The sequence below is a fragment of the bacterium endosymbiont of Pedicinus badii genome (genome assembly GCF_002075085.1).
GTDB lineage: Bacteria > Pseudomonadota > Gammaproteobacteria > Enterobacterales > Enterobacteriaceae > PRUG.
The window spans coordinates 1-23,029 of record NZ_LKAS01000002.1 but is presented as its reverse complement, the minus strand read 5'-3'; the positions used below and the strand labels follow the sequence as shown (position 1 = coordinate 23,029).

Here is a 23,029-nt window from a genome sequence, read left to right as displayed (position 1 = left end):
TTTAACTTTTTATGAAAAAAAAAATTACTATATTAGGTAGTACAGGAGAAATAGGAAAAAAATGCCTATCTATTATTAAAAAAAATAAAAAAATTTTTGAAGTTTATGCTTTAATTGCTAACGAAAATTTTTCTTTAATGCAAAAACAGTGTGAATTCTTTCATCCTAAATATGCATGTATGGTAAACGAAAATGCTGCAAAAATACTAAAAAAAAACCTAAATTCTGACTATACCGTAGTTTTTTCAGGAATCAAATCCGCTTGTTGCCTAGTTGCTAATAAAAAAAGTGATATTATTATTTCTGCAATTTCTGGAATATCTGGATTATTACCGACTTTAAGTGCTATAAAATCCGGTAGAATACTACTATTAGCAAATAAAGAAATTTTGATATTTTGTGGAAAACTATTTTTTAAAAAAATCAAAAAATACAAAGCGAAAATTCTTCCTATTGATAGTGAACATAGTGCAATTTTTCAAAGCATTCCTGAAAAAGCAAGAAAAAAACTAGGTTTTATTCATTTGAAAAAATACGGAATTTCTAAAATTATTCTTACTGCATCTGGTGGTCCTTGTATGAATATAAAAAGTAAATTTTTGAAATACATAACTCCAGAATATGCTTGTACGCATCCTAATTGGAAAATGGGAAAAAAAATTTCTGTAGATTCTGCTACTATGATGAATAAAGGATTAGAGTATATAGAAGCAAAATTACTTTTTAATGCAAATGATAAAGAGTTAGAAGTTCTAATACATCCAGAATCTATTGTGCATTCTATGGTTCAGTATATAGATGGAAGTATTTTGGCTCAATTAGGTATTCCAGATATGGAAATTCCTATTACGTATGCGCTTAGCTATCCTAAAAGAATTTATGTTCCAAATACTGAATTAAATTTTACTAAAATCAAAAAATTGCATTTTAGTAAAGTTTCTTTTAAAAAATATCCTTGTTTTAAATTATCTATAGAAGCTAGCAAATCTGGACAAACCGCAATAATTGCTTTAAATGCTGCTAATGAAATTTCAGTACAATCTTTTCTTAGAAAAGAAATAAATTTTACTGATATTTTTCGTGTTAATAAATATGTTTTAGAAAATTTGAGTTACAAAAATCCATCTAGTATAGAAGAATCTATTCAAATAGATAAATTATCTAGAAATATAGCTTACAAAAAAATAAAATGTATTACGGTATAATATTATTTATTTTACAAATAGAAACTGAATGAAATTTAAAAAATTTGAATAATATAGAAAATACAAATATTAGACATGTTGCTATTATAATGGATGGCAATGGAAGATGGGCAAAAAAAAAAGGGAAAGTAAGAATAGAAGGGCATAAAGAAGGAATAAAAGCGATGTTTAGAGCTATAAATTTTTCTATTAATAAAATTAAAGTTCTAACTTTATATGCTTTTAGTAGTGAAAATTGGAAAAGGCCAAAAAAAGAAGTTTCTGACTTAATGAATTTATTTGTGTATATTTTAAAAAAAAAAGTTAAAATTTTGAAAAAGAAAAAAATTAGGATAAACTTTATAGGAAATACAAAAGTATTTTGTAAAAATTTGAAAAAATATATAAAAAAAACTGAAAAAATTACAAAAAAAAATAAAAAATTAATTTTAAATATAGCAATTAATTATGGAGGAAGATGGGATATTATACAATCAGCTGTAAAAATAGCTCATTTAGTAAAATTAGGACATCTAGAACCGAAAGAAATAAACGAAAAAATTTTTTGTAAATTTATTTGTATAAACGAATTCTTTCCAGTGGATTTAGTGATTAGAACCGGAGGAGAATATAGAATAAGTAATTTTTTACTTTGGCAAATTGCCTACTCTGAACTTTTTTTTACTAAAGTTCTATGGCCTGATTTTGATAAGAAAATTTTTGAACAAGCAATTCTATCTTTTTCTAAAAGAAAAAGAAAATTTGGTGGAATTGTATCTAAAAAATTTGAGGAATAAAAATTTGTTTATAAAAAGAACTATTACATCTATTTTTGGTATTTTCGCTACTTTATCTATTATAATTTATGCAGATAGTGTTCTTTTTTCTTTTTTTATAAGCCTAATTTGTTCAATTGGTATGTTTGAATGGATAAAATTATGTAGTAAAGAAAAAGAAAAAATTATGCCTTTTTTTTTATTTTATTTATTTTTTTTAATAATTGTTTTTATAATTTTATATAAATATCCTTTTTTTTATTCTTTAAATAAAAAATACTTCTTTATTTTAAATTCTTTTTTATTTACTATCTCTATGCTTTTCGTATCAAAAATTAAGAAATTTTTAAAAATTTTTGAAAAAAAAAATCTAAAAATTCTTTTAGGAATTTTAATAATTATTAATTTTTTTTATTCTATAACTAATTTTGCATTTGAATACAAAGAATACAAAATATTTTTTATCTATATGCTAACTATTATTTGGTGTATGGACACTTTTTCATATATAGTAGGAAGCTTATTAGGAAAAATAAGAATATGTCCAAATGTATCTCCTAACAAAACTTATGAAGGATTATTGGGAGGTATTTTTTTAACAGAAATAGTTAATTTAGTACTAAAAAAAATAGTAGTATTTTCTCATGAAAGAAAAAGTTTTATTTCTGTTTTTTTAATTTTAATAGTCTCATTTTTTGGTGATATTTTTATCAGTAAAATAAAAAGAATTAAAAAAGTTAAAAATTCAGGTAGTATTTTTCCAGGACATGGAGGAGTTTTAGATAGAATAGATAGTATTTTATGCACCTTTCCTATAGTAATTAACTTTATGTATTTTTAGATTTTAATATGTACAAAATATATGATAAATTTTCTTTTTAGTTCTTTAATTTTTATTTTTTCTTTAGGAATATTAGTATTTATTCATGAATTTGGACATTTTTTTTGTGCAAGAATGATGAATGTTAGAGTAGAAAAATTTTCTATTGGATTTGGAAAAAGTGTATTCAGCTTTTCTGATAAAAAAGGAACTCAGTATTGTTTGTCTTGCATACCTATCGGCGGATATGTAAAGATGCAAGAAAAAAAAACAAATAAAGATGATCTAGATGAAAGAATTTTTAAAAAAGTAAATTTTTTTCAAAAAAGTATAATTATTTTGTCTGGACCAATTTTCAATTTATTATTTGCTTTTTTTTGCTATTGGATTATTTTTTTTATTGGTATTCCTTCTGAAAAATATTATCCAATTATAGGTAAAACAATAAAAAATTCTTTTGCAGAAAAAAATCAAATTTATTATGGAATGAGATTCTATTCAGTAAATAAAATTAATACCCCAAATTGGAATAAAGTAGTTTTACAAATTAAAAAAAATATAGGAAGAAAAATAGAAGTACTTTTAGTAGATCAAGAAAATCAATTTCATAAAAAATACTTAGATTTAAAAAATTTTTTACTAAAAAAAGATTTAATAAATGCTTTAGGAATAATTCCAGTGCAATCAGAAAATTCAGTACCGATAGTATTTAATTTAGAAAATAAGCATGCATTTTCTCAAAAAATTCAATTAGGAGACAGAATAGAAAAATTTGGCATAAAAAATATAAATTCTTGGAAAGAATTTTTTCACTATTTAAAAAATAATAAAGAAGAAAAAATTTTTCTAACAGTTATCAGAAAAGGAAAAAAAATTCCTATTACTTTTTTTTCAAATGAAATAAAAAACTTTAATTTATCAGAAGAAAAAATGTTTAGAAATATTTTAGGAATTCTATCTGAAAAAGAATGTCATTTTATGTATCAGAACAGTATAGTAAAAGCATTTAATTTTAGAGATTCTTATTTTCATGCTTTTCATAGAACTATTAGTACTGCAAAATCAATTATTAAAAATTTAGTATCTATTTTGTACAATAAAGAAAATATGAAGAATTTTTCTGGACCTATACTAATTGCAAAACATTCTGAATATTTTATTCGTAGTGGTTTTGTTTACTATTTATTTTTTTTATCTATAATTAGTATTAATTTAGGTATTGTTAATTTACTTCCTATACCTGTTTTAGATGGAGGTCAATTTACAATTTTATTGATAGAAGCAATTTTTCGTAAAAACATTCCTGATAAAATAAAAAATTTAGTTTTTCAAATTAGCATTTTCTTTTTAATTTTTTTAACAATTTTCTCTATATTTAATGATATTAAAAAATTTAAATAAAATGAATTTTATAAAAAAATTATTTTTCGTGTTTTTACTTTTGTATTTTTCTTCGCAAGCAGAAGAAAAAACTTTTTTTTTCGAAAATTTAAAAATAGAGGGATTGCAAAGAGTATCAAATAAATTTATTAGAAAAAAAATATCAAAATATCTGAATCGTGAAGTATCAGAAAAAGAAATACAAAAGATAATTTTTGATTTGTATGAAACTAAATTTTTCAATAATATAAAAGTACTAAAGAAAAATAAAATACTTATTATTCAATTATACGAAAGACCTATAATAGAAAAAATTGATTTTAATGTAGGAAAAAATTTCAAAATAGAACAGATAGAAAAAATTTTTGTAGAAAATGGAATCGAAAAAAATAGTTTTTTTGACAGAAGTAAATTATTTAAAATAAAAAAAATTTTTGAAAATTTCTTTTATGAAAATGGTCAATATTTTTCATATATTGAAATAAAAGAAAAATTTAAGAAAAATAATACAATTGCAATACAAGTGCAATTTATAGAAAATGATGCAATAAAAATTGCAAAAGTTAGTATAACAGGAAATAAAATATTTCAAAAAAAAGTTTTAGAAAAAGTTTTTTTCCAAAAATCAAAAATTTTTTCTTGGAAAAAAATTAAAACTATAAAATATAGTAAATTTTTTTTAGAAGAAAGTATAAAAAACTTAAAAAAATTCTATTTTAATAAAGGTTATGCAAATTTTAAAATCATTTCTATACAAAATAGAATTGCAAAAAATAGGAAAAGAATTTTTTTAAACATTAACATATATGAAGGAGAAAAATACAAAATTTCTAAAGTTGTAATAAAAAATAAAGAAAAAGAAGATAAAAAAATTTTAAAAATTATAAATAATATAAAAATAGATAGTTTCTATAAAAAAGAATCTATTGAAAAAGTAAAAGAAAAAATAATTTCTTATCTAGAAAAAATAGGTTTTCCTTATCCAGAGATTAATGTAAGAAACAATTTTTTTCATTCAAATAGAACTATAGAATTAGAGTTTTATATTAATAAAGGAAAAAGATATCAAGTAAGAAATATCATATTTTCAGGAAACTATTCTACTAGAGATTTTGTTCTAAGAAGAAATGTTCCCCAAATAGAAGGTTCTTGGATGGATATACAATTAGTTAGAAAAGGAAGAGAAAATTTAATTAAAACAGATTATTTCGAAGAAGTACTACTATACATTAAGAATGTTTCTTATACTTCAAATATAGTAGATATCATATATGTTGTAAAAGAAAAAAATACAGGAAGCTTTAATATAGGAGCAGGATTTGGTACACAAAGTAAACTAAATTTTCAATTTAGAATACAACAAGAAAATTTTCTAGGATCAGGAAATACCATCAGTTTTATAGGCACTAAAAATCAACATCAATCTTATCTAGAATTGTATAGTAGATACTCTCCTATGCTAGACAATTATCAAATTAGCAATAAACTTTCTTATACTCAATCTTACTATAACAAAAATTCAGTTTCTGAGTATAATTTAAATAATTTTGAAATAGAAAAAGCAATTTCTTTTCCTATAACAGAAAAAAATAGAATAAAATTAGGTATTAATTTTTCAAGAAATCAAGTATATGCTCAAAAAGTACAAGTAGATTTTTTGCAATATTTTAAAAATTTGAATCAAAATTCAAGTAAGTTAGAAAAAATAAAAGAGAATGAACCTATTAATTTAAAAAATCAAGATAAGTTTTTCGTGATTGGATGGATTTTTAATAGTCTGAATAGAGAATATTTTTCAAATTCTGGAATGAAAAACGAAATTTATGGAAAGGTAACATTACCTACTTCTACAAATAAATACTATAAGTTTATTTTAGAAAACTTTTTTTATATTCCTATAGACAGAAAAAAAGATAAGATATTTATGAATCATTTATATTTAGGATTTTTAGGAAAAATAAAAAAAAAGCAAACACCTTTTTATGACAATTTTTTTTATGGTGGTCCAGATACAATTAGAGGATTTAAATTTCATTCTATAGGTCCTAAGTCTTTTTATTATAAAAATTCTTGCAAACAAGAAGAATGTCTAAAAGAATACGATGCTGAAAGATCAACAGGAGGAAACGTGATACTATTTTTTAATACAGAATTTATTTTTCCTATTCCTTTTTTTTCTAGAAAAAATCAGGATTCCTTTAGAAATTCAATTTTTTTAGATTCAGGAATACTTCTTGATACAAATTGGAATAAAAAAATGAAAGATGTATACGGAAAATCTTTTTCTGTACAACAAACAAGAGAAATATTCAGAATTTCTAGTGGAATTTCATGGAAATGGATTACTCCGGTTGGTTTACTAAACTTTTCTTATTCTGTACCCATTAAAAAACTTCCAGAAGATAAAATAGAAAATTTTCAATTTAATTTAGGAAGTTCATGGTAAAAAAGGAGAAAATATGAAAAAAATTTTTTTTATTTTTTTTACAATATTGTTTTATTTTTACAATTTTCAAACTCAAGCAATAGAAAAGATTGCTGTGGTAAATCTTTCTAAAGTTTTTCAAAATTCTTCACAAAGAATGATAGTGATTAAAGAGTTAGAAAAAGAATTTAGAGATAGAGCATTAGAATTACAAAACATAGAAAAAGATTTAAAAAATAAAATAGATAGATTAAAAAAAGAAAAAAATAAACTTAGCATAAGCGAATCTAAAGCTCTAGAAAAATCTATATTTTTACAAAAAGAACAATTTGCTAATAAAGCTCAGCTATTCGAAAGAGACAACAGAAGAAGACAAAACGAAGAAAAAGACAAAATTATAGAACAAATTAATAAAATTATAAAAAGTATTGCAAAAAAAGATGGATATGATGTTGTTCTCGATTCAGAATGTGTGATTTATTTAAATAATACAAAAGATATTACAGAAGAAGTTTTAAAACAGGTTAAATAACAAATATGTTTTTTCCAATTGAATTATACAAAATAGCAAATTATTTAAAAGCAGAAATACATGGAAAGAAAAAAATCAAAATTTATAGATTTAACTCAATAGAAAGTGCTAAAAATGGAGAAATTTCTTTTTTATCAAATAAAAAATATAGAAAAAAGCTTCTTTCTTGTCATGCTTCTGCTGTTCTTCTAAAAAAAGAAGATTTACCTTTTTGTAAAACTTCAGCAATAATTGTAAAAAATCCTTATTTATCTTATATAAAAATAATGAATGCTTTAAAAAAAAAGAAAAAAAAATACTCTATTAGTAAATTTTCAGAAATTTCTCCTAATGCGATAGTGTCAAAAAATGTTTCTATAGGATCATATACTTGTATAGAAGAAAAAGTACTAATAGAAAAAAATGTTTCAATAGGAACAAACTGTTTTATAGGAAAAAACACCAAAATAGGAAAAGGAACTCAAATACTATCGAATGTTGTTATACATGAAAATGTTACTATAGGAGAAAAATGCTATTTAAAGTCCAATACAGTTATTGGATCTGAAGGATTTGGATTCATAAAAGAAAATCAAAAATGGATAAAAATTCCTCAAATAGGAAAAACGTATATTGGAAATAATACAGAAATTGGATCTAATACAACAATAGATAGAGGATCAATAGAATGTACTTTTGTAGAAAATGGAGTCATTATAGATAATCATTGTCATATTGCGCATAACGTATACATAGGAAGTTTTACAGCAATCGCAGGAGGAGTAATTATAGGTGGAGGAGCAAAAATAGGGAAATTTTGTATGATTGGAGGCGCTAGCGTTATAAATGGACATATAGAAATTTGTGATAAAGTTTCTATCACAGGAATGGGTATGGTTATGCGTTCTATAAAAAAAAGTGGAGTATATTCTTCTGGAATACCAGTACAAACTAATCAAAGATGGAGAAGAAATACTATTTTATCTATGAATCTTGAAAAATTAATAAAGAATTCAAAAAAATTTTAAAAAAAAAGATAAACTTTAAAATTTTTATTAGACTTTCACACTATTATCCTTATCTTTATATAATAAATCAAAATATTATTTTTATAATAAAATTATTTAAATAGGAAAATATTTTAATGAATAATAGTTGTACTCTTTATATTGAAGAGATACTAGAGTTTTTACCTCATCGTTTTCCATTTTTATTAATAGATCGAGTTTTATATTTTAAAAAAGGCAAATTTTTACGAGCTATAAAAAATGTTACTTTTAATGAACCTTTTTTTCAAGGACATTTTCCAAAAAAACCTATTTTTCCAGGAGTACTAATACTTGAAGCTATGGCACAAGCTACTGGTATACTAGCTTTTAAAAGTTCAGGAAAACTATCTAATAAAGAGCTATACTATTTTGCTGCAATAGATTATGCAAGATTTAAACATCCAGTACAACCGGGTGATCAAATGATCTTGGAAGTAGAATTTATAAAAAAAAGAAGAGGTATCGCTAGATTTAAAGGAATTGCAAAAATAGAAAATAGAATTGTATGTGAAGCATTAATGATGTGTGCTCGTCGTTAAGGATTTCAAAATGATTGATAGTTCTGTTTTTATACATCCTAGTTCTATTGTAGAAAAAGGAGCTGTTTTACGCTCTGAAGTTTATATAGGACCATTTTGTTTTATCGGAGCAAAAGTAGAAATTGGAGAAAAAACAATTTTAAAATCTCATATAGTAGTAGATGGTATTACAAAAATTGGTAAAAAAAATCAGATATATTCTTTTACTTCATTAGGAGAAATTAATCAAGATTTAAAATATTTAGGAGAAAAAACTTATGTAGAAATAGGAAATAATAATCAAATTAGAGAAAGTGTTACAATACATAGGGGTACAAAACAAGGAGGCGGTATTACAAAAATTGGAAATAATAATCTTTTGATGGTTAATTCTCATATAGCTCATGATTGTACTATAGGAAATAATTGTATTATGGCAAATCACACCACTTTGGGTGGACACGTAACTATAGAAGATCATGTAGTTATTGGAGGTATGACTGCAATACATCAATTTTGCTTAATTGGAACTAACGTTATGATAGGAGGTTGTTCAGGAGTTACAAAAGATGTACCACCGTATTTGATAGTACAAGGAAATCATGCTACTGAATATGGGCTAAATATTAAAGGATTAAAGAGAAGGGGATTTAAAAAAAAGGACTTATTTATTATAAAAAAAGCATACCAAATATTGTATAAAAAAGGAAATTCTTTACAACAAGCAAAATACAAATTGATGCGTTTATCTAAAGAGAATAGTATTATAGAAAAATTTTTACAATTTTTAAAAAAATCAAAAAGAGGGATCATTAGATAGTAATGAAAAAAAAAATTATAAAATTGTAGTAGTAGTTGGAGAAAAATCTGGAGATATTCTCGGTTTTCAACTAATCTCTGAAATAAAGAAATATCTTTCAAATGTAAAATTTTTTGGAATTTCTGGGGAAGAAATGAAGAAAACAAACATGGTGTCTTGGTATAATACTAAAGATCTCGCAATAATGGGGATATTTGAAGTTTTTTTTAGTTTGAAAAAAATTTTAAAAATAAGAAAAAATATAATAAATCAAATAAAAAAAATAAAACCAGATATATTTATAGGAATTGATTTTCCAGAATTTAATTTTTCAATAGAAAAAATTGTTAAAAAGTTTGGTATACCTGTAGTACATTATGTAAGCCCTACAGTATGGGCTTGGAGAAAGAAAAGAATTATAAATATGCAAAAATTTATAGATAAAATATTTCTTTTATTTCCATTTGAAAAAGAAATATATAAAAATTACAGCATTCCTTATGAATTTGTTGGACATTGTTTAGCAAAAAATTATCCTATTTATTACAAGAAAAAAGAAAAAAAAAACTTTCGTCTTCTGATTCTTCCAGGAAGTAGAAAGCAAGAAATCAGATATGTTATACCTACTTTTTTAAAGTGTGCAAAACTTTTAAAAAAAAAAATCAAAAAAATAGAAATTTTTATTTTATTTGGAACAGAAGAAATAAAAAAGATAATTATAAATAAAAAAAATAAAATTACTCCCGATCTTTCAGTACAGATAGTACAATTTTCTAAAGAAGTTCTTCTATCTGGAGATTTTGCTTTGGTAACTTCCGGTACTGCTACCTTAGAATGTATGCTTGCTAAATGTCCTATGATAGTAGGTTATAAAATGAATTTTTTTTCCTACTTAATAGTAAGAATGTTAATAAAAATAAAATGGATATCTATTCCAAATATTTTAGCTAAAAAAAAAATAGTTAAGGAATTTGTGCAATTTCGTCTTTGTTATAAAAATTTATTTAAAGAAACAATTACACTTCTTTCTAATAAAAAAAAAATAGATAGCATGAAAAAAGAATTTACTAAATTACATAAGTCAATTCTTAGAAATACTAATAAAAAATTGGCTTTTTCCATAATATCTATGATATATAAAAATAAAAAATGTCTATAAAAACAAAATTTATACATCTTAAGATACATACAGATTATTCTATGATAGATGGATTAGTTAAAATAGAACCTGCTATTAAGAAAGTATGCAGTTATCAAATGCCATCGTTAGCAATTACAGATTTTCATAGCCTTTCTGGGTGGATAAAGTTCTACAAACAATCCATAAAAAATGGTATCAAACCAATAGTTGGAGTAGATTTTTTAATTATGGGATGCATTGAGAATAATAGAGATTTTGAAATTACATTGATTGCCAAAAATAATACAGGATACAAAAATCTCATACTATTAATTTCAAAAGCACAAATAGAAGGATTTTCTTCTACTTATAAAATACAGTATTCTTGGCTTATAAAATATAAAGAAGGAATTATAATTTTATCTGGATCTTACAAAGGAGAAATTGCAGATTATATTATAAAAGAAAAAAAAATTAGTATTAAAAAATATTTAAGTATTTTTTTAAAACATTTCGATAATAATTTCTATATAGAAATTACTAGAATAGGAAAAGAAATAGAAGAAAAATATATAACATCCGCATTAGAATTAGCAAGAATTCAAGGAATTCCTGTAGTAGCTACAAATAACGTAAGATTTATTTCATCAGAAGATTTTGAGGCACATCAAGTAAGAATAGCAATAGGAAATAATATTTCTTTGCAAGAAGTAAAAAAAAGAGAAAAGTATACTCCACAGCAATACATAAAAAGTCAGGAAGAAATGCAAAAACTATTTTTTGATATTCCTGAAGCATTAGAAAATAGTGTTCAAATTGCTAAAAGATGCAGTGTATTTATGAATTTTAAAGATAATTTTCTTCCAAAATTTACGTATAAAAATTATTCTCCAGAAAAACTATTGTACCAATTAGCACATAAAGGTCTTAAAAAAAGACTATCTTCCTTATATTCAAAAAATTCTATAAAAAAAATAAAAGAAAAATATATAAAGAGACTGAACTATGAAATAAAAGTAATCAATTCTATGAAGTTTCCTAGTTATTTTTTAATTGTTATGGAATTTATAATTTGGGCGAAAAAAAATGGCATTCCCGTTGGTCCTGGAAGAGGATCAGGAGCAGGATCTTTAGTTGCATTTTGTTTGTATATAACAGATTTGGATCCTATAAAATTTGATTTAATATTCGAAAGATTTTTAAATAAAGAAAGGACTTCTTTGCCTGATTTTGATATAGATTTTTGTGTTAAAAAAAGAGATTTAGTAATAGAGCATGTCATAAAAAGATACGGAAAATTTTCTGTAGCACAAATCGTTACTTTTGGGAGTCTAACAGCAAAATCAGCTATTAAAGATGTAGGAAGAATTTTAGGATATCCATATACTATGGTAGATAAAATTTCAAAAATGATTCCTAACGATTTTGGAATTACTATTAGTAAAGCTCTGAATACAGAAAAAAGTTTTTTAGAACTTTATCAAAATGATGAAGAAGCAAAAATAATTATCAATATGGCAAAAAAAATAGAAGGTACAATTAAAAATGTAGGAAAACATGCAGGAGGCATAGTTATTTCTCCAACTAAAATTACTAATTTTTGCCCCGTATATTTAGATAAAGATAGCAATGCAATCATAACACAATTTGATAAACAAGATATTGAAAATATCGGTTTAGTAAAATTTGATTTTTTAGGATTAAAAACTTTAACAGTTATAGATTTAGCAAAAAAAATTATTCAAAAAAAAACAAATAAATATTTTTCTCTAAAATCTAAAGAATTCAATTTATCGGATAAAAAAAGTTTTTTAAATCTACAAAAAGCTAATACAGTAGGAATATTTCAATTAGAATCATATGGAATAAAAAAACTGATAAAAAAATTTTGTCCAAATTGTTTTCAAGATATTATTATTCTTCTTGCTTTATTTCGTCCAGGACCTTTACAATCAGGAATGGTAGAAAACTATATAAATAGGAAAAATAAAAAAGAAAAAGTTTACTATCCAGAAAAAAATTGGAATAGTAATTTACTAAAACCAATTTTAAAAGATACATATGGAATTATAGTATTTCAAGAACAAGTTATGAAAATAGCTCAAACTGTTGCAGGATATACCTTATCTAGAGCAGATATTTTAAGAAGAGCTATTAGTAAAAAAGATAAAAAAATTATGCAAAAAGAAAGCATTTTTTTTCAAAAAGGAGCAAAAAATCTAGGAATTGAAAAACTATTTTCAAAAAGAATATTTGAATTATTAGAAAAATTTGCTGGATACGGATTTAATAAATCACATTCTACAGCGTATGCTTACATTTCGTACCAAACTTTATGGTTGAAATCTAATTATCCAAAAGAGTTTTTAGTATCTGTAATGAATTCAGAAATACAAAATACAAAAAAAATTGTCTCTTTGATAGAGAATTGCAAAGAAATGGATATCACAGTTTTACCTCCAGATATAAATAAAAGTCACTATTTTTTTGATATAACAAAAAATAAAGAAATAATATTTGGTTTAGGAGCAATTAAGGGAATTGGAAAGTCTTCTGCCAAAATTATCATTGAAGAAAGAAAAAAAAATGGATTTTATTCTTCAATTTTTAATTTTTGTGAAAGAACTAATATGAAAAAAATTACTAAAAAAACTTTAGAGCAACTAATTTTTTCCGGAGCATTTGATACATTTAAAAAAAATAGACTGGAACTAATAAACTCTATACGATTTGCTATCTGTTACGCAAATCAAAAAAATAAATCCATGTTATCTAAACAAAAAGAAATGTTTCCTATAAATGAAAACAATTTATATTTTCCTATTGTAAGAATAAATCATACCGATTTTTGGAGTGAATCAAAAAAGTTAAAATATGAAAAACTTTCTACAGGAATGTACTTAACAGGACATCCTCTAAAATTTTTTTTAGAAGAAATTAAAATTTACACTAAAAAAAATGAAATAAAAAAAAAAAAAATTTTATTTGGAATAATTGAATTTATAAGAAAAAAATGGAATTCTTATAGAGAAGAATTCTATTTTATTAAAATAGATACTTTTTTATCTAAAAAAAGTATTTTTATTTCTAAAAAAAAATACAATAATTATCAAAATTTCATAAAAAAAGGAATTATTTTAGCAATTTATCATAAATCACAAAAAATAGAAAAAAATAATTCTAAAATATTTTTATGTGATAAAATTACAACATTAGAAAAAATAAGAGAAAAATATCTTAAAGAAATACGTATTACATTTGTAAAAAATAGAAAAAAAGAATCTATCTATTTTTTAAAAAATTTTTTAAAAGATTTTGTTTCTGGAAAAACAAAAATATCTTTTATAGATCAACAAAATTTCTGTACTTTTAAAAAGTTCGTCAGTAAAAAAAATTATAGTATTCAAGTTACTAATTCTCTATTAGAAAACATTTTTATTGCATTTGGAAAAAAAAATGTAGAAATGATCTTTAAATAGGAAAATTTATGAAAAAATTTTTAGATTTTGAAAAACCAATAATGGAATTAGAAGAGAAAATAAATTCTTTAGTTGGATTTTGCAAAAAAAATAGTTTTTCTGATTCTAAAATTAGTAAAGAAATAGAAAAACTAAAAAAAAAAAAAGTGAATTAACAAAAAAAATTTTTTCTAATCTAACTGATTGGCAAATAGTACAATTAGCTAGGCATCCTTTGAGACCTCATACATTGGATTATATAAATAATATATTTGAAGACTTTGATGAAATTTGTGGAGATAGATTGTATTCAGATGATCAATCTATTGTGGGTGGTATAGGAAGGTTAGAATCAGAATCAGTTATGATTATAGGACATCAAAAAGGAAGAGAAACAAAAGAAAAAATACATAGAAACTTTGGCATGCCTTATCCAGAAGGATATAGAAAATCTTTAAGAATTATGAAACTAGCAGAACAATTTGAAATACCTTTATTAACTTTTATTGATACTCCTGGTGCGTATCCAGGAATTGAAGCAGAAGAAAGAGGACAAGCGATAGCAATTGCAAATAATTTATTTCAAATGTCAAAACTAAAAACTCCCATAATATGCAACATTATAGGAGAAGGAGGATCTGGAGGAGCTTTAGCTATATGTATAGGTGATAAAATAAATATGTTAGAGTATAGTACTTATTCAGTTATTTCTCCAGAAGGATGTGCATCAATATTATGGAAGGACGTTAGTAAAGCTCCTATAGCAGCTGAATCAATGGGAGTTACTGCAAAAAGGTTAAAAAAATTAAGACTAATCGATGATATCGTATTAGAACCAATTGGTGGAGCGCATAAAGACTATTATTCTGTATTTTATTCTTTAAAAAGAAAAATATTGCAAGATTTACAAAATTTAAAAAAAATTAAAATTAAAAAACTTATCAAAATAAGATACGAAAAAATTATGAAATATGGATGTAGATAAAAAAAATACTCTTTTTTTTCAGTATACTCTAAAAAAATTAAAAAAAAAACTAAAAAAAATTTTTTCTTCTAATAAGAAATTTTTATTGGGATTTAGTGGAGGAATAGATTCAACAGTACTTTTGGATATTATATCTATCGTACTAAAAAGTTATAATTCACAGAAAGTACAATTTAGAGCTCATTATGTAGATCATACAATTAGTAAAAATTCTGAAATTTGGAAAAAGCATTGTGAAGAACAATGCAGAATAAGAAGTATAGATTTTGTTTCTACAAAAATAGAAAAAAATCCAAGTATTTCATATTCAGAACAAAAATTACGAATATTAAGATATTTAGAATTTAAAAAAATAATTTTCAAAAAAGAAATCTTACTTACTGCACATCATTTAGATGATCAAGTAGAAACTTTTTTTCTTGCTTTAAAAAGAGGAAGTGGTACATTAGGTCTTTCTGGAATGATAAAGAAAAATGGACTGTATGGAATTAATATACTAAGACCTATGATTAGTATAGAAAAAAAATTTATTAATGAATATGCAAAAAAATACAAATTACGATGGATACAAGATGAAAGTAATTTTGATTTGAAATATGATAGAAATTTTTTAAGAATAAAAATTCTTCCAATAATACGAAAAAGATGGAAATTTTTTAATCAATCTGTATATAGAACAACAAAAATATGTTCTCAACAAGAAAATCTTATTAGCTCTATTTATAAAAAAAAAATTAAAAGTATGATTTCTACAAAAAAAATTATAGATATCATAAAAATATCTTCTATGAAAAATTTTGATAGGATAGCAATACTAAGATTCTGGTTGAAAATGAATAAATTGCATATTTCGTACAAAAAAATAGGTCTTTTATGGGAAGAAATGGCAAATTCAAAAAAAGATAATAAATGCTGTTTTAAAATTGAAAATTTTTGTATTAAAAAATTTAAAAATTTTTTTTATATTATTCCATTTCATTTGCATAGTATAAAAAAAAAATTTTCTATTCTTTGGTTAAAAAACAATAAAAAAATCAACCTTCCTATGAAAATAGGAAAACTAAAAAAATCTTTTAAAAAAAAAAGAACGGTTTATAAGAATAAAAAAAATACCAACAACAAATTAAATATTCGTTGTCCTAAAAAAAACGAAAAAATACTTATAAAAATTAATATATTCCCTAAAAATTCTATTTATCTTTTAAAAGAAAAAAAAAAATATAAAATAAAAAGTATATTTCAAAAATTTAATATTCCACCTTGGGAAAGAAAATACATTCCTTTAGTGTACTACAATAAAATACTTATGGGAGCTGTTGGAAAATTTGCAACGAAAAATAGCAAAAACAAAAAAAGTAAAAAATCTTTAGAATTTACTTGGATAAATAGTATACAAAATTAAATAAAAAAACTTTCCATTTCTTCTAATTTAAGAATTATTTTTTCTTTTTTTATTCTGTCGTTTAATTCTATTTGTTCGTACTTAATAAGTCTATCACTCACTATAATAATTTTTGGTATGCCAATTAAATCTAAATCTGCATACTTTTCTCCGAAATATTTATTTCTATTGTCAAATAAAACCTTAATTTTTTTATTCTTTAAAATTGAATAAACTTTTTTAGAAAAATTTTCTATTTTTTTAGACATTTTAGTAGGTAAAATAGCAAATTTGTAAGGACAAACTTTTTTAGGCCAAATAATTCCCTTAGAATCATAATTTTTTTCTACAATTACTGAAACTAATCTAGTAATACCAATTCCATAACATCCCATAAAAATTGGAAATTTTTTACTAAATTTATCTGTATAAAACGCATTTAAAAATTTAGAGTATTTGGTTCCTATTTGAAAAATATGTCCTATTTCTATTCCTTTTTTTATAAAAAAGTTTGTTTCATTAGAATTTTCTTTTTCTACTTCTTTTTTTAAATCTTCTACTTGAGGAATACAAGTATCTATTTTCCAATTTATTCCTGATAAATATTTTCCAAAACTATTTGATCCAGAAACAAAGTCTTTCATTAAAAATGCCTTATAATCTATAAAAAATGGAATACTTAAGTTTATTGGACCTACAAATTGAACAGGAATTCTAAATAATTTTTCTATTTCTTCGTCTTTCATAATTTTTGCATCTTTTGAGCATTGAAAAACTTTTTTTAATTTAGACAGACTTATTTCTGTATCTCCTCTTAATCCAATACCAACTATTTTAGCATTATTATTTTTTCTATAAGTAAAAAAATTAAATTTTAAAATTTTTTTCAAAGGAATAGAAAATTTTTTAGAAAAATTTTCTATACTAAGTACTTCTTTAGTACTAATAGTTTGTAAAGATTTTTTTGTTTTTTTACTGCTAAGTACTTTTTTTATAAAAAAACTTTTACTATAGTATTTTTTTTTGAATTTTATTATACTACTTTCTCCTTTTTTAGAAAAAACATAAAATTCATGAGATTTGTTTCCACCTATAATTCCACTTTCTGCTTTTACAGATACAGTACGCAAATTTAAAATAGAAAAAATATTTTTATATGATTCAAAAAATTTTTTATAGGTTTTTTCTAAACATTTTACATTTGTGTGAAAAGAATAAGCATCTTTCATGATAAATTCTTTAGAACGTATAAGACCAAATCTAGATCTTATTTCATCTCTAAATTTTGTTTGAATTTGATATAAAATCATAGGCATATCCTTATAAGATTTTATCATTTCTCTAGCAAGCAATGTAAATGCTTCTTCATTTGTAGGACTAATAACAAATAATTTGTTTTCTCTATTTGTAAATTTTGCTAATTCTTTTCCATATTTAACTAATCTATTTGTCTTTTCCCAAATGTTTGCTTTTTGAACTAAAGGAGCTAAAATTTCTAAACCTCCTATTGAATTAATTTCTTTTCTAATGATTTTTTTTAAATTTCTTAGTATCTTTAATCCATAAGGCATCCAATAGTATATTCCAGAGGAAAATTTTTTTATTATTCCAGAATCTACCATAATTTGATAACTATCTAATTTTTTTGTAGCATAAGAAGTTTTTTTAGTAAAAATAGGAAGTGTTTTAGTAGATTTTTTCATATAGCTTTTTTTTCGATACTATTTAATTTTATCAAATAAAAATTTGACTCTATTATAAAATTTTGCTATATACTATAGCAATATTTTTAGTTCTTTAAAATATAAAATTTTCGTGTAGACAATACTGCTATTGTATCTACAAAAATTGTTTGTTAGTACGAAATTTCAAATTGAAGAGTTTGATCATGGCTCAGATTGAACGCTGGCGGCAAGCCTAACACATGCAAGTCGAGCGGCAGCGGAAAAAAAGATTTATTTCTTTTTTTGCCGGCGAGCGGCGAACGGGTGAGTAATATCTGGGGATCTGCCATAAGGATTGGGATAACTATTGGAAACGATAGCTAATACCGAATAAAATCATTTTTTAAAATGATTAAAGTAGGGGATCAATTTTTTGACCTTATGCCTTTTGAGGAACCCAGACGAGATTAGCTAGTAGGTAAGGTAATGGCTTACCTAGGCTACGATCTCTAGCTGATCTGAGAGGATAATCAGCCACACTGGAACTGAGACACGGTCCAGACTCCTACGGGAGGCAGCAGTGGGGAATATTGCACAATGGGGGAAACCCTGATGCAGCTATGCCGCGTGTGCGAAGAAGGCCTTAGGGTTGTAAAGCACTTTCGGTGGGAAAGAAGGTTTTTAGTACTAAAAATGCTAAAAACTTGACGTTACCTACAGAAGAAGCACTGGCTAACTCCGTGCCAGCAGCCGCGGTAATACGGAGAGTGCTAGCGTTAATCGGAATTACTGGGCGTAAAGAGTGCGCAGGTTGTTTATTAAGTCAGATGTGAAATCCCTAAGCTTAACTTAGGAACTGCATTTGAAACTAACAAACTAGAGTATCGTAGAGGGGGGTAGAATTCCAGGTGTAGCGGTGAAATGCGTAGATATCTGGAAGAATACCAGTGGCGAAGGCGACCCCCTGGACGAATACTGACACTCATGCACGAAAGCGTGGGGAGCAAACAGGATTAGATACCCTGGTAGTCCACGCCGTAAACGATGTCGATTTGAAGGTTGTAGTATGTTTTTAAAACTGTAGCTTTCGAAGTTAACACGTTAAATCGACCGCCTGGGGAGTACAACCGCAAGGTTAAAACTCAAATGAATTGACGGGGGTCCGCACAAGCGGTGGAGCATGTGGTTTAATTCGATGCAACGCGAAGAACCTTACCTACTCTTGACATCCAGAGAATTTAGCAGAGATGCTTTAGTGCCTTAGGGAACTCTGAGACAGGTGCTGCATGGCTGTCGTCAGCTCGTGTTGTGAAATGTTGGGTTAAGTCCCGCAACGAGCGCAACCCTTATCTTTTGTTGCCAGCGATTTTTTTTAGTCGGGAACTCAAAAGAGACTGCCGGTGATAAATCGGAGGAAGGCGAGGATGACGTCAAGTCATCATGGCCCTTACGAGTAGGGCTACACACGTGCTACAATGGCATATACAAAAAGAAGCGAATTCGCAAGAATTAGCAAAACTTATAAAATATGTCGTAATCCGGATTGGAGTCTGCAACTCGACTCCATGAAGTCGGAATCGCTAGTAATCGTGTATCAGAATGGCACGGTGAATACGTTCTCGGGCCTTGTACACACCGCCCGTCACACCATGGAAGTGGGTTGCAAAAGAAGCAAGCAGTTTAACCATTTACTTGGAAAACACTTACCACTTTGTGATTCATGACTGGGGTGAAGTCGTAACAAGGTAACTGTAGGGGAACCTGCAGTTGGATCACCTCCTTACATTTTTAAAAGATACGAAAAAAATTATTGTCTACACAATTTAATTGACTAGCAAATTCTAATAAAACAATTTATATATTACGAGGTTAAGTGAATAAGCGTATATGGTGGATGCCTTGGCAGTCAAAGGCGAAGAAGGACGTGCTAATCTGCGATAAGCATCGGAAAGTTGATAAGAAACGATATTTATCCGGTGATTTCCGAATAGGGAAACCAAATACTTTAAAAAAAGTATTATTACTAAATGAAAAAATAGTTTAGTAAAGCTAACCAGGAGAACTGAAACATCTTAGTAACCTGAGGAAAAGAAATCAAATTTGAGATTCCCTTAGTAGTGGCGAGTGAAAAGGGAACAGCCCAGAGAAATAAGAAGTACAAAAATTAGAAGAATAGACTTGGAAAATCTAGCTAAAAAAGGTGATAGCCCTGTATTCGAAAATTTTTGTATTTCTTTCTCAAAAGAGTAGAACGAGACACGAGAAATCTTGTTTGAAGATAGGGGGACCATCCTCTAAGGCTAAATACTCTTGACTGACCGATAGTGAACAAGTACCGTGAGGGAAAGGCGAAAAGAACCCCTGATAGGGGAGTGAAATAGAACCTGAAACCGTATACGTACAAGCAGTAGGAGCGCTTTTTTTTTAGCGTGACTGCGTACCTTTTGTATAATGGGTCAGCGACTTATATTCTATAGCGAGGTTAACTTTATAAAAAAGGAAGCCGTAGGGAAACCGAGTCTTAAAAGGGCGATGTATGTTGTATAAGTTGTAGGATATAGACCCGAAACCCGGTGATCTAACTATGAGCAGGTTGAAAATTGGGTAAATCCAATCGGAGGACCGAACCGACTAATGTTGAAAAATTAGCGGATGACTTGTGGTTAGGGGTGAAAGGCCAATCAAACCGGGAGATAGCTGGTTCTCCCCGAAAGCTATTTAGGTAGCGCCTTATAAATTCATCTTTGGGGGTAGAGCACTGTTTTGGTTAGGGGTTCATACTGGACTACCAATCCAATGCAAACTTCGAATACCAAAGAATGCTATTATAGGAGACACACGTCGGGTGCTAACGTCCGTCGTGGAAAGGGAAACAACCCAGATCACCAGCTAAGGTCCCTAAGTTATAATTAAGTGGGAAACGATGTGAGAAGGCAAAAACAGCCAGGATGTTGGCTTAGAAGCAGCCATCATTTAAAGAAAGCGTAATAGCTCACTGGTTTAGTCATCTTGCGCGAAAGATATAACGGGGCTAAATTATACACCGAAGCTGTGACAACAATCTATTTGTTGGGTAGGGGAGCGTTCTGTATGCTGTAGAAGATATATTGAAAAATATATTGGAAGTATCAGAAGTGCGAATGCTGACATAAGTAACGATAAAGCAGGTGAAAAACCTGCTCGCCGAAAGAATAAGGGTTCCTGTTCAACGTTAATCGAAGCAGGGTAAGTCGATCCTAAGATGAGGCCGAAAGGCGTAGTTGATGGATAACAGGTTAATATTCCTGTACTAAGTATAAATGCGATGGGGGGACGAAGAAAGCTAGATTCTCTGGGTTTTGGACTACCCAGTTTAAGCGAGTAGATGAAAATATAGGAAAAACCGTATTTTACTACATTGAGACGCAAATACGAGTTACTTTAAAAAAGTAATGAAGGAATTAATGCTATGCTTACAAGAAAATCCTCTAAGCACAATTTATATTTAATCGTACCCCAAACCGACACAGGTATTTAAGTAGAGAATACTAAGGCGTTTGAGAAAACTCAGGTGAAGGAACTAGGCAAAATAGTGCCGTAACTTAGGGATAAGGCACGCTGGAAGTAAGTAAGAAAATATACTTTTTAAGCTGAAACCAGTCGAAGATAAGAGCTGGCTGCAACTGTTTATTAAAAACACAGCACTGTGCAAACATGAAAATGGAAGTATACAGTGTGAAGCCTGCCCGGTGCCGGAAGGTTAATTGATGAAGTTATTCGAAAGAAAAAGCTTTTGATAAAAGCCCCGGTAAACGGCGGCCGTAACTATAACGGTCCTAAGGTAGCGAAATTCCTTGTCGGGTAAGTTCCGACCTGCACGAATGGCGTAATGATAGCCAGACTGTCTCCACCTGAGACTCAGTGAAATTGAATTTGCCGTGAAGATGCGGTGTACCCGTGGCAAGACGGAAAGACCCCGTGAACCTTTACTATAGCTTGATATTGAGTATTGAATTTTAATGTGTAGGATAGGTGGGAGACTGTGATGTACGAACGCTAGTTCGTACGGAGTCAACCTTGAAATACCACCCTTTAACATTTGATATTCTAACTCTAATCCGTTATCCGGATTGAAGACAGTGTCTGGTGGGTAGTTTGACTGGGGCGGTCTCCTCCTAAAGAGTAACGGAGGAGTACAAAGGTTAGCTAATCGCGTTTGGAAATCGCGAGTTTAGTGTAAAGGCATAAGCTAGCTTAACTGCAAGAGCGACAGCTCGAGCAGATGCGAAAGCAGGTCTTAGTGATCCGGTGGTTCTGTATGGAAGGGCCATCGCTCAACGAATAAAAGGTACTCCGGGGATAACAGGCTAATACCGCCCAAGAGTTCATATCGACGGCGGTGTTTGGCACCTCGATGTCGGCTCATCACATCCTGGGGCTGAAGTAGGTCCCAAGGGTATGGCTGTTCGCCATTTAAAGTGGTACGCGAGCTGGGTTTAGAACGTCGTGAGACAGTTCGGTCCCTATCTGCCATGGGCGTTGGAAGATTGAGAAGAGCTACTCCTAGTACGAGAGGACCGGAGTGGACGTACCTCTGGTGTTCGGGTTGTCATGCCAATGGCATTGCCCGGTAGCTATGTACGGAAAAGATAACCGCTGAAAGCATCTAAGCGGGAAACTTACTTCAAGATAAGTCTTCCCAAAAACTTTAAGTTTTCTTAAGGAACGTTAAAGACTATGACGTTGATAGGTCGGATGTGTAAGCACTGCGAAGTGTTCAGCTAACCGATACTAATGATCCGTGAGGCTTAACCTCGTGAATATATAAATTGTTTATCGAATAAAAATTGTTTTGGTAAATATAACGCGATTGATCCACCTGAAACCATTCCGAACTCAGAAGTTAAATATCGTAGTGCCGATAGTAGTGTAAATTTCTTTTATGCGAGGGTAGGAAATTGCCGGACAATTTTTATTCAA

Annotated in this window: 13 protein-coding genes, 3 rRNA genes and 1 pseudogene; 16 read left to right on the top strand and 1 reads right to left on the bottom strand. The window is 27.0% G+C overall.

Annotated features, from left to right (window positions below; all coding sequences use genetic code 11):
* The first annotated feature begins 11 nt into the window (after positions 1–11).
* The 13 genes and pseudogenes from ispC to tilS all read left to right on the top strand — a co-directional run bounded on the left by ispC (position 12) and on the right by tilS (position 16,427).
* The gene (gene ispC / locus AOQ89_RS01400) at positions 12–1,205 is read left to right on the top strand and encodes a 1-deoxy-D-xylulose-5-phosphate reductoisomerase (RefSeq protein ID WP_080872659.1); all 1,194 of its coding nucleotides are present in this window, start codon (positions 12–14) and stop codon (positions 1,203–1,205) included.
* Between the two features lie 44 nt (positions 1,206–1,249).
* A complete protein-coding gene (uppS, locus tag AOQ89_RS01395; RefSeq protein WP_280938074.1) occupies positions 1,250–1,981 on the top strand; it encodes a polyprenyl diphosphate synthase in 732 nt (243 codons plus the stop codon).
* Positions 1,982–1,985: 4 nt separating this feature from the next.
* Positions 1,986–2,801 (top strand): phosphatidate cytidylyltransferase, encoded by an 816-nt coding sequence (locus AOQ89_RS01390; protein WP_195909759.1) that lies wholly within the window; start codon positions 1,986–1,988, stop codon positions 2,799–2,801.
* Between the two features lie 21 nt (positions 2,802–2,822).
* On the top strand, positions 2,823–4,181 hold the full coding sequence (gene rseP / locus AOQ89_RS01385; RefSeq protein WP_080872655.1) for an RIP metalloprotease RseP: 1,359 nt from the start codon (positions 2,823–2,825) through the stop codon (positions 4,179–4,181).
* A 1-nt stretch (position 4,182) separates the two neighbouring features.
* Complete coding sequence (gene bamA, locus AOQ89_RS01380) at positions 4,183–6,606, top strand: outer membrane protein assembly factor BamA (protein ID WP_195909758.1); 2,424 nt, start codon at positions 4,183–4,185, stop codon at positions 6,604–6,606.
* A gap of 13 nt (positions 6,607–6,619) precedes the next feature.
* Positions 6,620–7,117, top strand: a complete 498-nt coding sequence (locus tag AOQ89_RS01375; protein ID WP_080872651.1) for an OmpH family outer membrane protein — start codon at positions 6,620–6,622, stop codon at positions 7,115–7,117.
* 5 nt (positions 7,118–7,122) lie between these two features.
* Positions 7,123–8,124, top strand: a complete 1,002-nt coding sequence (gene lpxD / locus AOQ89_RS01370) for a UDP-3-O-(3-hydroxymyristoyl)glucosamine N-acyltransferase (RefSeq protein WP_080872649.1) — start codon at positions 7,123–7,125, stop codon at positions 8,122–8,124.
* Between the two features lie 116 nt (positions 8,125–8,240).
* Positions 8,241–8,684 carry a 3-hydroxyacyl-ACP dehydratase FabZ gene (gene fabZ / locus AOQ89_RS01365; protein ID WP_080872647.1) on the top strand — a complete coding sequence of 148 codons (444 nt, stop codon included), beginning with the start codon at positions 8,241–8,243 and terminating at the stop codon, positions 8,682–8,684.
* A gap of 10 nt (positions 8,685–8,694) precedes the next feature.
* On the top strand, positions 8,695–9,483 hold the full coding sequence (gene lpxA / locus AOQ89_RS01360; RefSeq protein WP_080872645.1) for an acyl-ACP--UDP-N-acetylglucosamine O-acyltransferase: 789 nt from the start codon (positions 8,695–8,697) through the stop codon (positions 9,481–9,483).
* A 22-nt stretch (positions 9,484–9,505) separates the two neighbouring features.
* Positions 9,506–10,621, top strand: a complete 1,116-nt coding sequence (gene lpxB / locus AOQ89_RS01355; RefSeq protein WP_080872643.1) for a lipid-A-disaccharide synthase — start codon at positions 9,506–9,508, stop codon at positions 10,619–10,621.
* Positions 10,612–14,061, top strand: coding sequence for a DNA polymerase III subunit alpha (gene dnaE / locus AOQ89_RS01350; RefSeq protein WP_080872641.1), 3,450 nt, complete (start codon positions 10,612–10,614; stop codon positions 14,059–14,061). The genes lpxB and dnaE overlap by 10 nt, the downstream gene beginning before the upstream one ends.
* Before the next feature lie 8 nt (positions 14,062–14,069).
* Positions 14,070–15,025 (top strand): annotated as a pseudogene (locus AOQ89_RS01345) (acetyl-CoA carboxylase carboxyltransferase subunit alpha).
* Positions 15,012–16,427, top strand: a complete 1,416-nt coding sequence (gene tilS / locus AOQ89_RS01340; protein WP_080872639.1) for a tRNA lysidine(34) synthetase TilS — start codon at positions 15,012–15,014, stop codon at positions 16,425–16,427. The pseudogene AOQ89_RS01345 and the gene tilS overlap by 14 nt, the downstream one beginning before the upstream one ends.
* Here the strand turns inward: tilS and AOQ89_RS01335 are convergent.
* Positions 16,424–18,109 (bottom strand): proline--tRNA ligase, encoded by a 1,686-nt coding sequence (locus AOQ89_RS01335; protein ID WP_080872637.1) that lies wholly within the window; start codon positions 18,107–18,109, stop codon positions 16,424–16,426. The genes tilS and AOQ89_RS01335 overlap by 4 nt on opposite strands.
* A gap of 167 nt (positions 18,110–18,276) precedes the next feature.
* On the opposite strand from AOQ89_RS01335, the gene AOQ89_RS01330 reads away from it, so the two are divergent.
* The 3 genes from AOQ89_RS01330 (at position 18,277) to rrf (ending at position 23,016) form a co-directional block, all read left to right on the top strand.
* Positions 18,277–19,853: ribosomal RNA gene (locus AOQ89_RS01330) — 16S ribosomal RNA — on the top strand.
* 84 nt (positions 19,854–19,937) lie between these two features.
* A 23S ribosomal RNA gene (locus AOQ89_RS01325) occupies positions 19,938–22,865 on the top strand.
* Positions 22,866–22,900: 35 nt separating this feature from the next.
* Positions 22,901–23,016 (top strand): 5S ribosomal RNA (gene rrf, locus AOQ89_RS01320).
* Together the 16S, 23S and 5S rRNA genes form the textbook arrangement of a ribosomal RNA operon.
* The last annotated feature ends 13 nt before the right edge of the window (positions 23,017–23,029 follow it).

Excerpts from the sequence above, each read along its gene's own strand:
- bamA (WP_195909758.1), top strand. The coding sequence starts at position 4,183 with ATGAATTTTATAAAAAAATTATTTTTCGTGTTTTTACTTTTGTATTTT.
- AOQ89_RS01375 (WP_080872651.1), top strand. The coding sequence starts at position 6,620 with ATGAAAAAAATTTTTTTTATTTTTTTTACAATATTGTTTTATTTTTAC.
- fabZ (WP_080872647.1), top strand. The coding sequence starts at position 8,241 with ATGAATAATAGTTGTACTCTTTATATTGAAGAGATACTAGAGTTTTTA.
- dnaE (WP_080872641.1), top strand. The coding sequence starts at position 10,612 with ATGTCTATAAAAACAAAATTTATACATCTTAAGATACATACAGATTAT.
- rseP (WP_080872655.1), top strand. The coding sequence starts at position 2,823 with ATGATAAATTTTCTTTTTAGTTCTTTAATTTTTATTTTTTCTTTAGGA.
- lpxA (WP_080872645.1), top strand. The coding sequence starts at position 8,695 with ATGATTGATAGTTCTGTTTTTATACATCCTAGTTCTATTGTAGAAAAA.
- lpxD (WP_080872649.1), top strand. The coding sequence starts at position 7,123 with ATGTTTTTTCCAATTGAATTATACAAAATAGCAAATTATTTAAAAGCA.
- tilS (WP_080872639.1), top strand. The coding sequence starts at position 15,012 with ATGGATGTAGATAAAAAAAATACTCTTTTTTTTCAGTATACTCTAAAA.
- ispC (WP_080872659.1), top strand. The coding sequence starts at position 12 with ATGAAAAAAAAAATTACTATATTAGGTAGTACAGGAGAAATAGGAAAA.
- AOQ89_RS01335 (WP_080872637.1), bottom strand. The coding sequence starts at position 18,109 with ATGAAAAAATCTACTAAAACACTTCCTATTTTTACTAAAAAAACTTCT.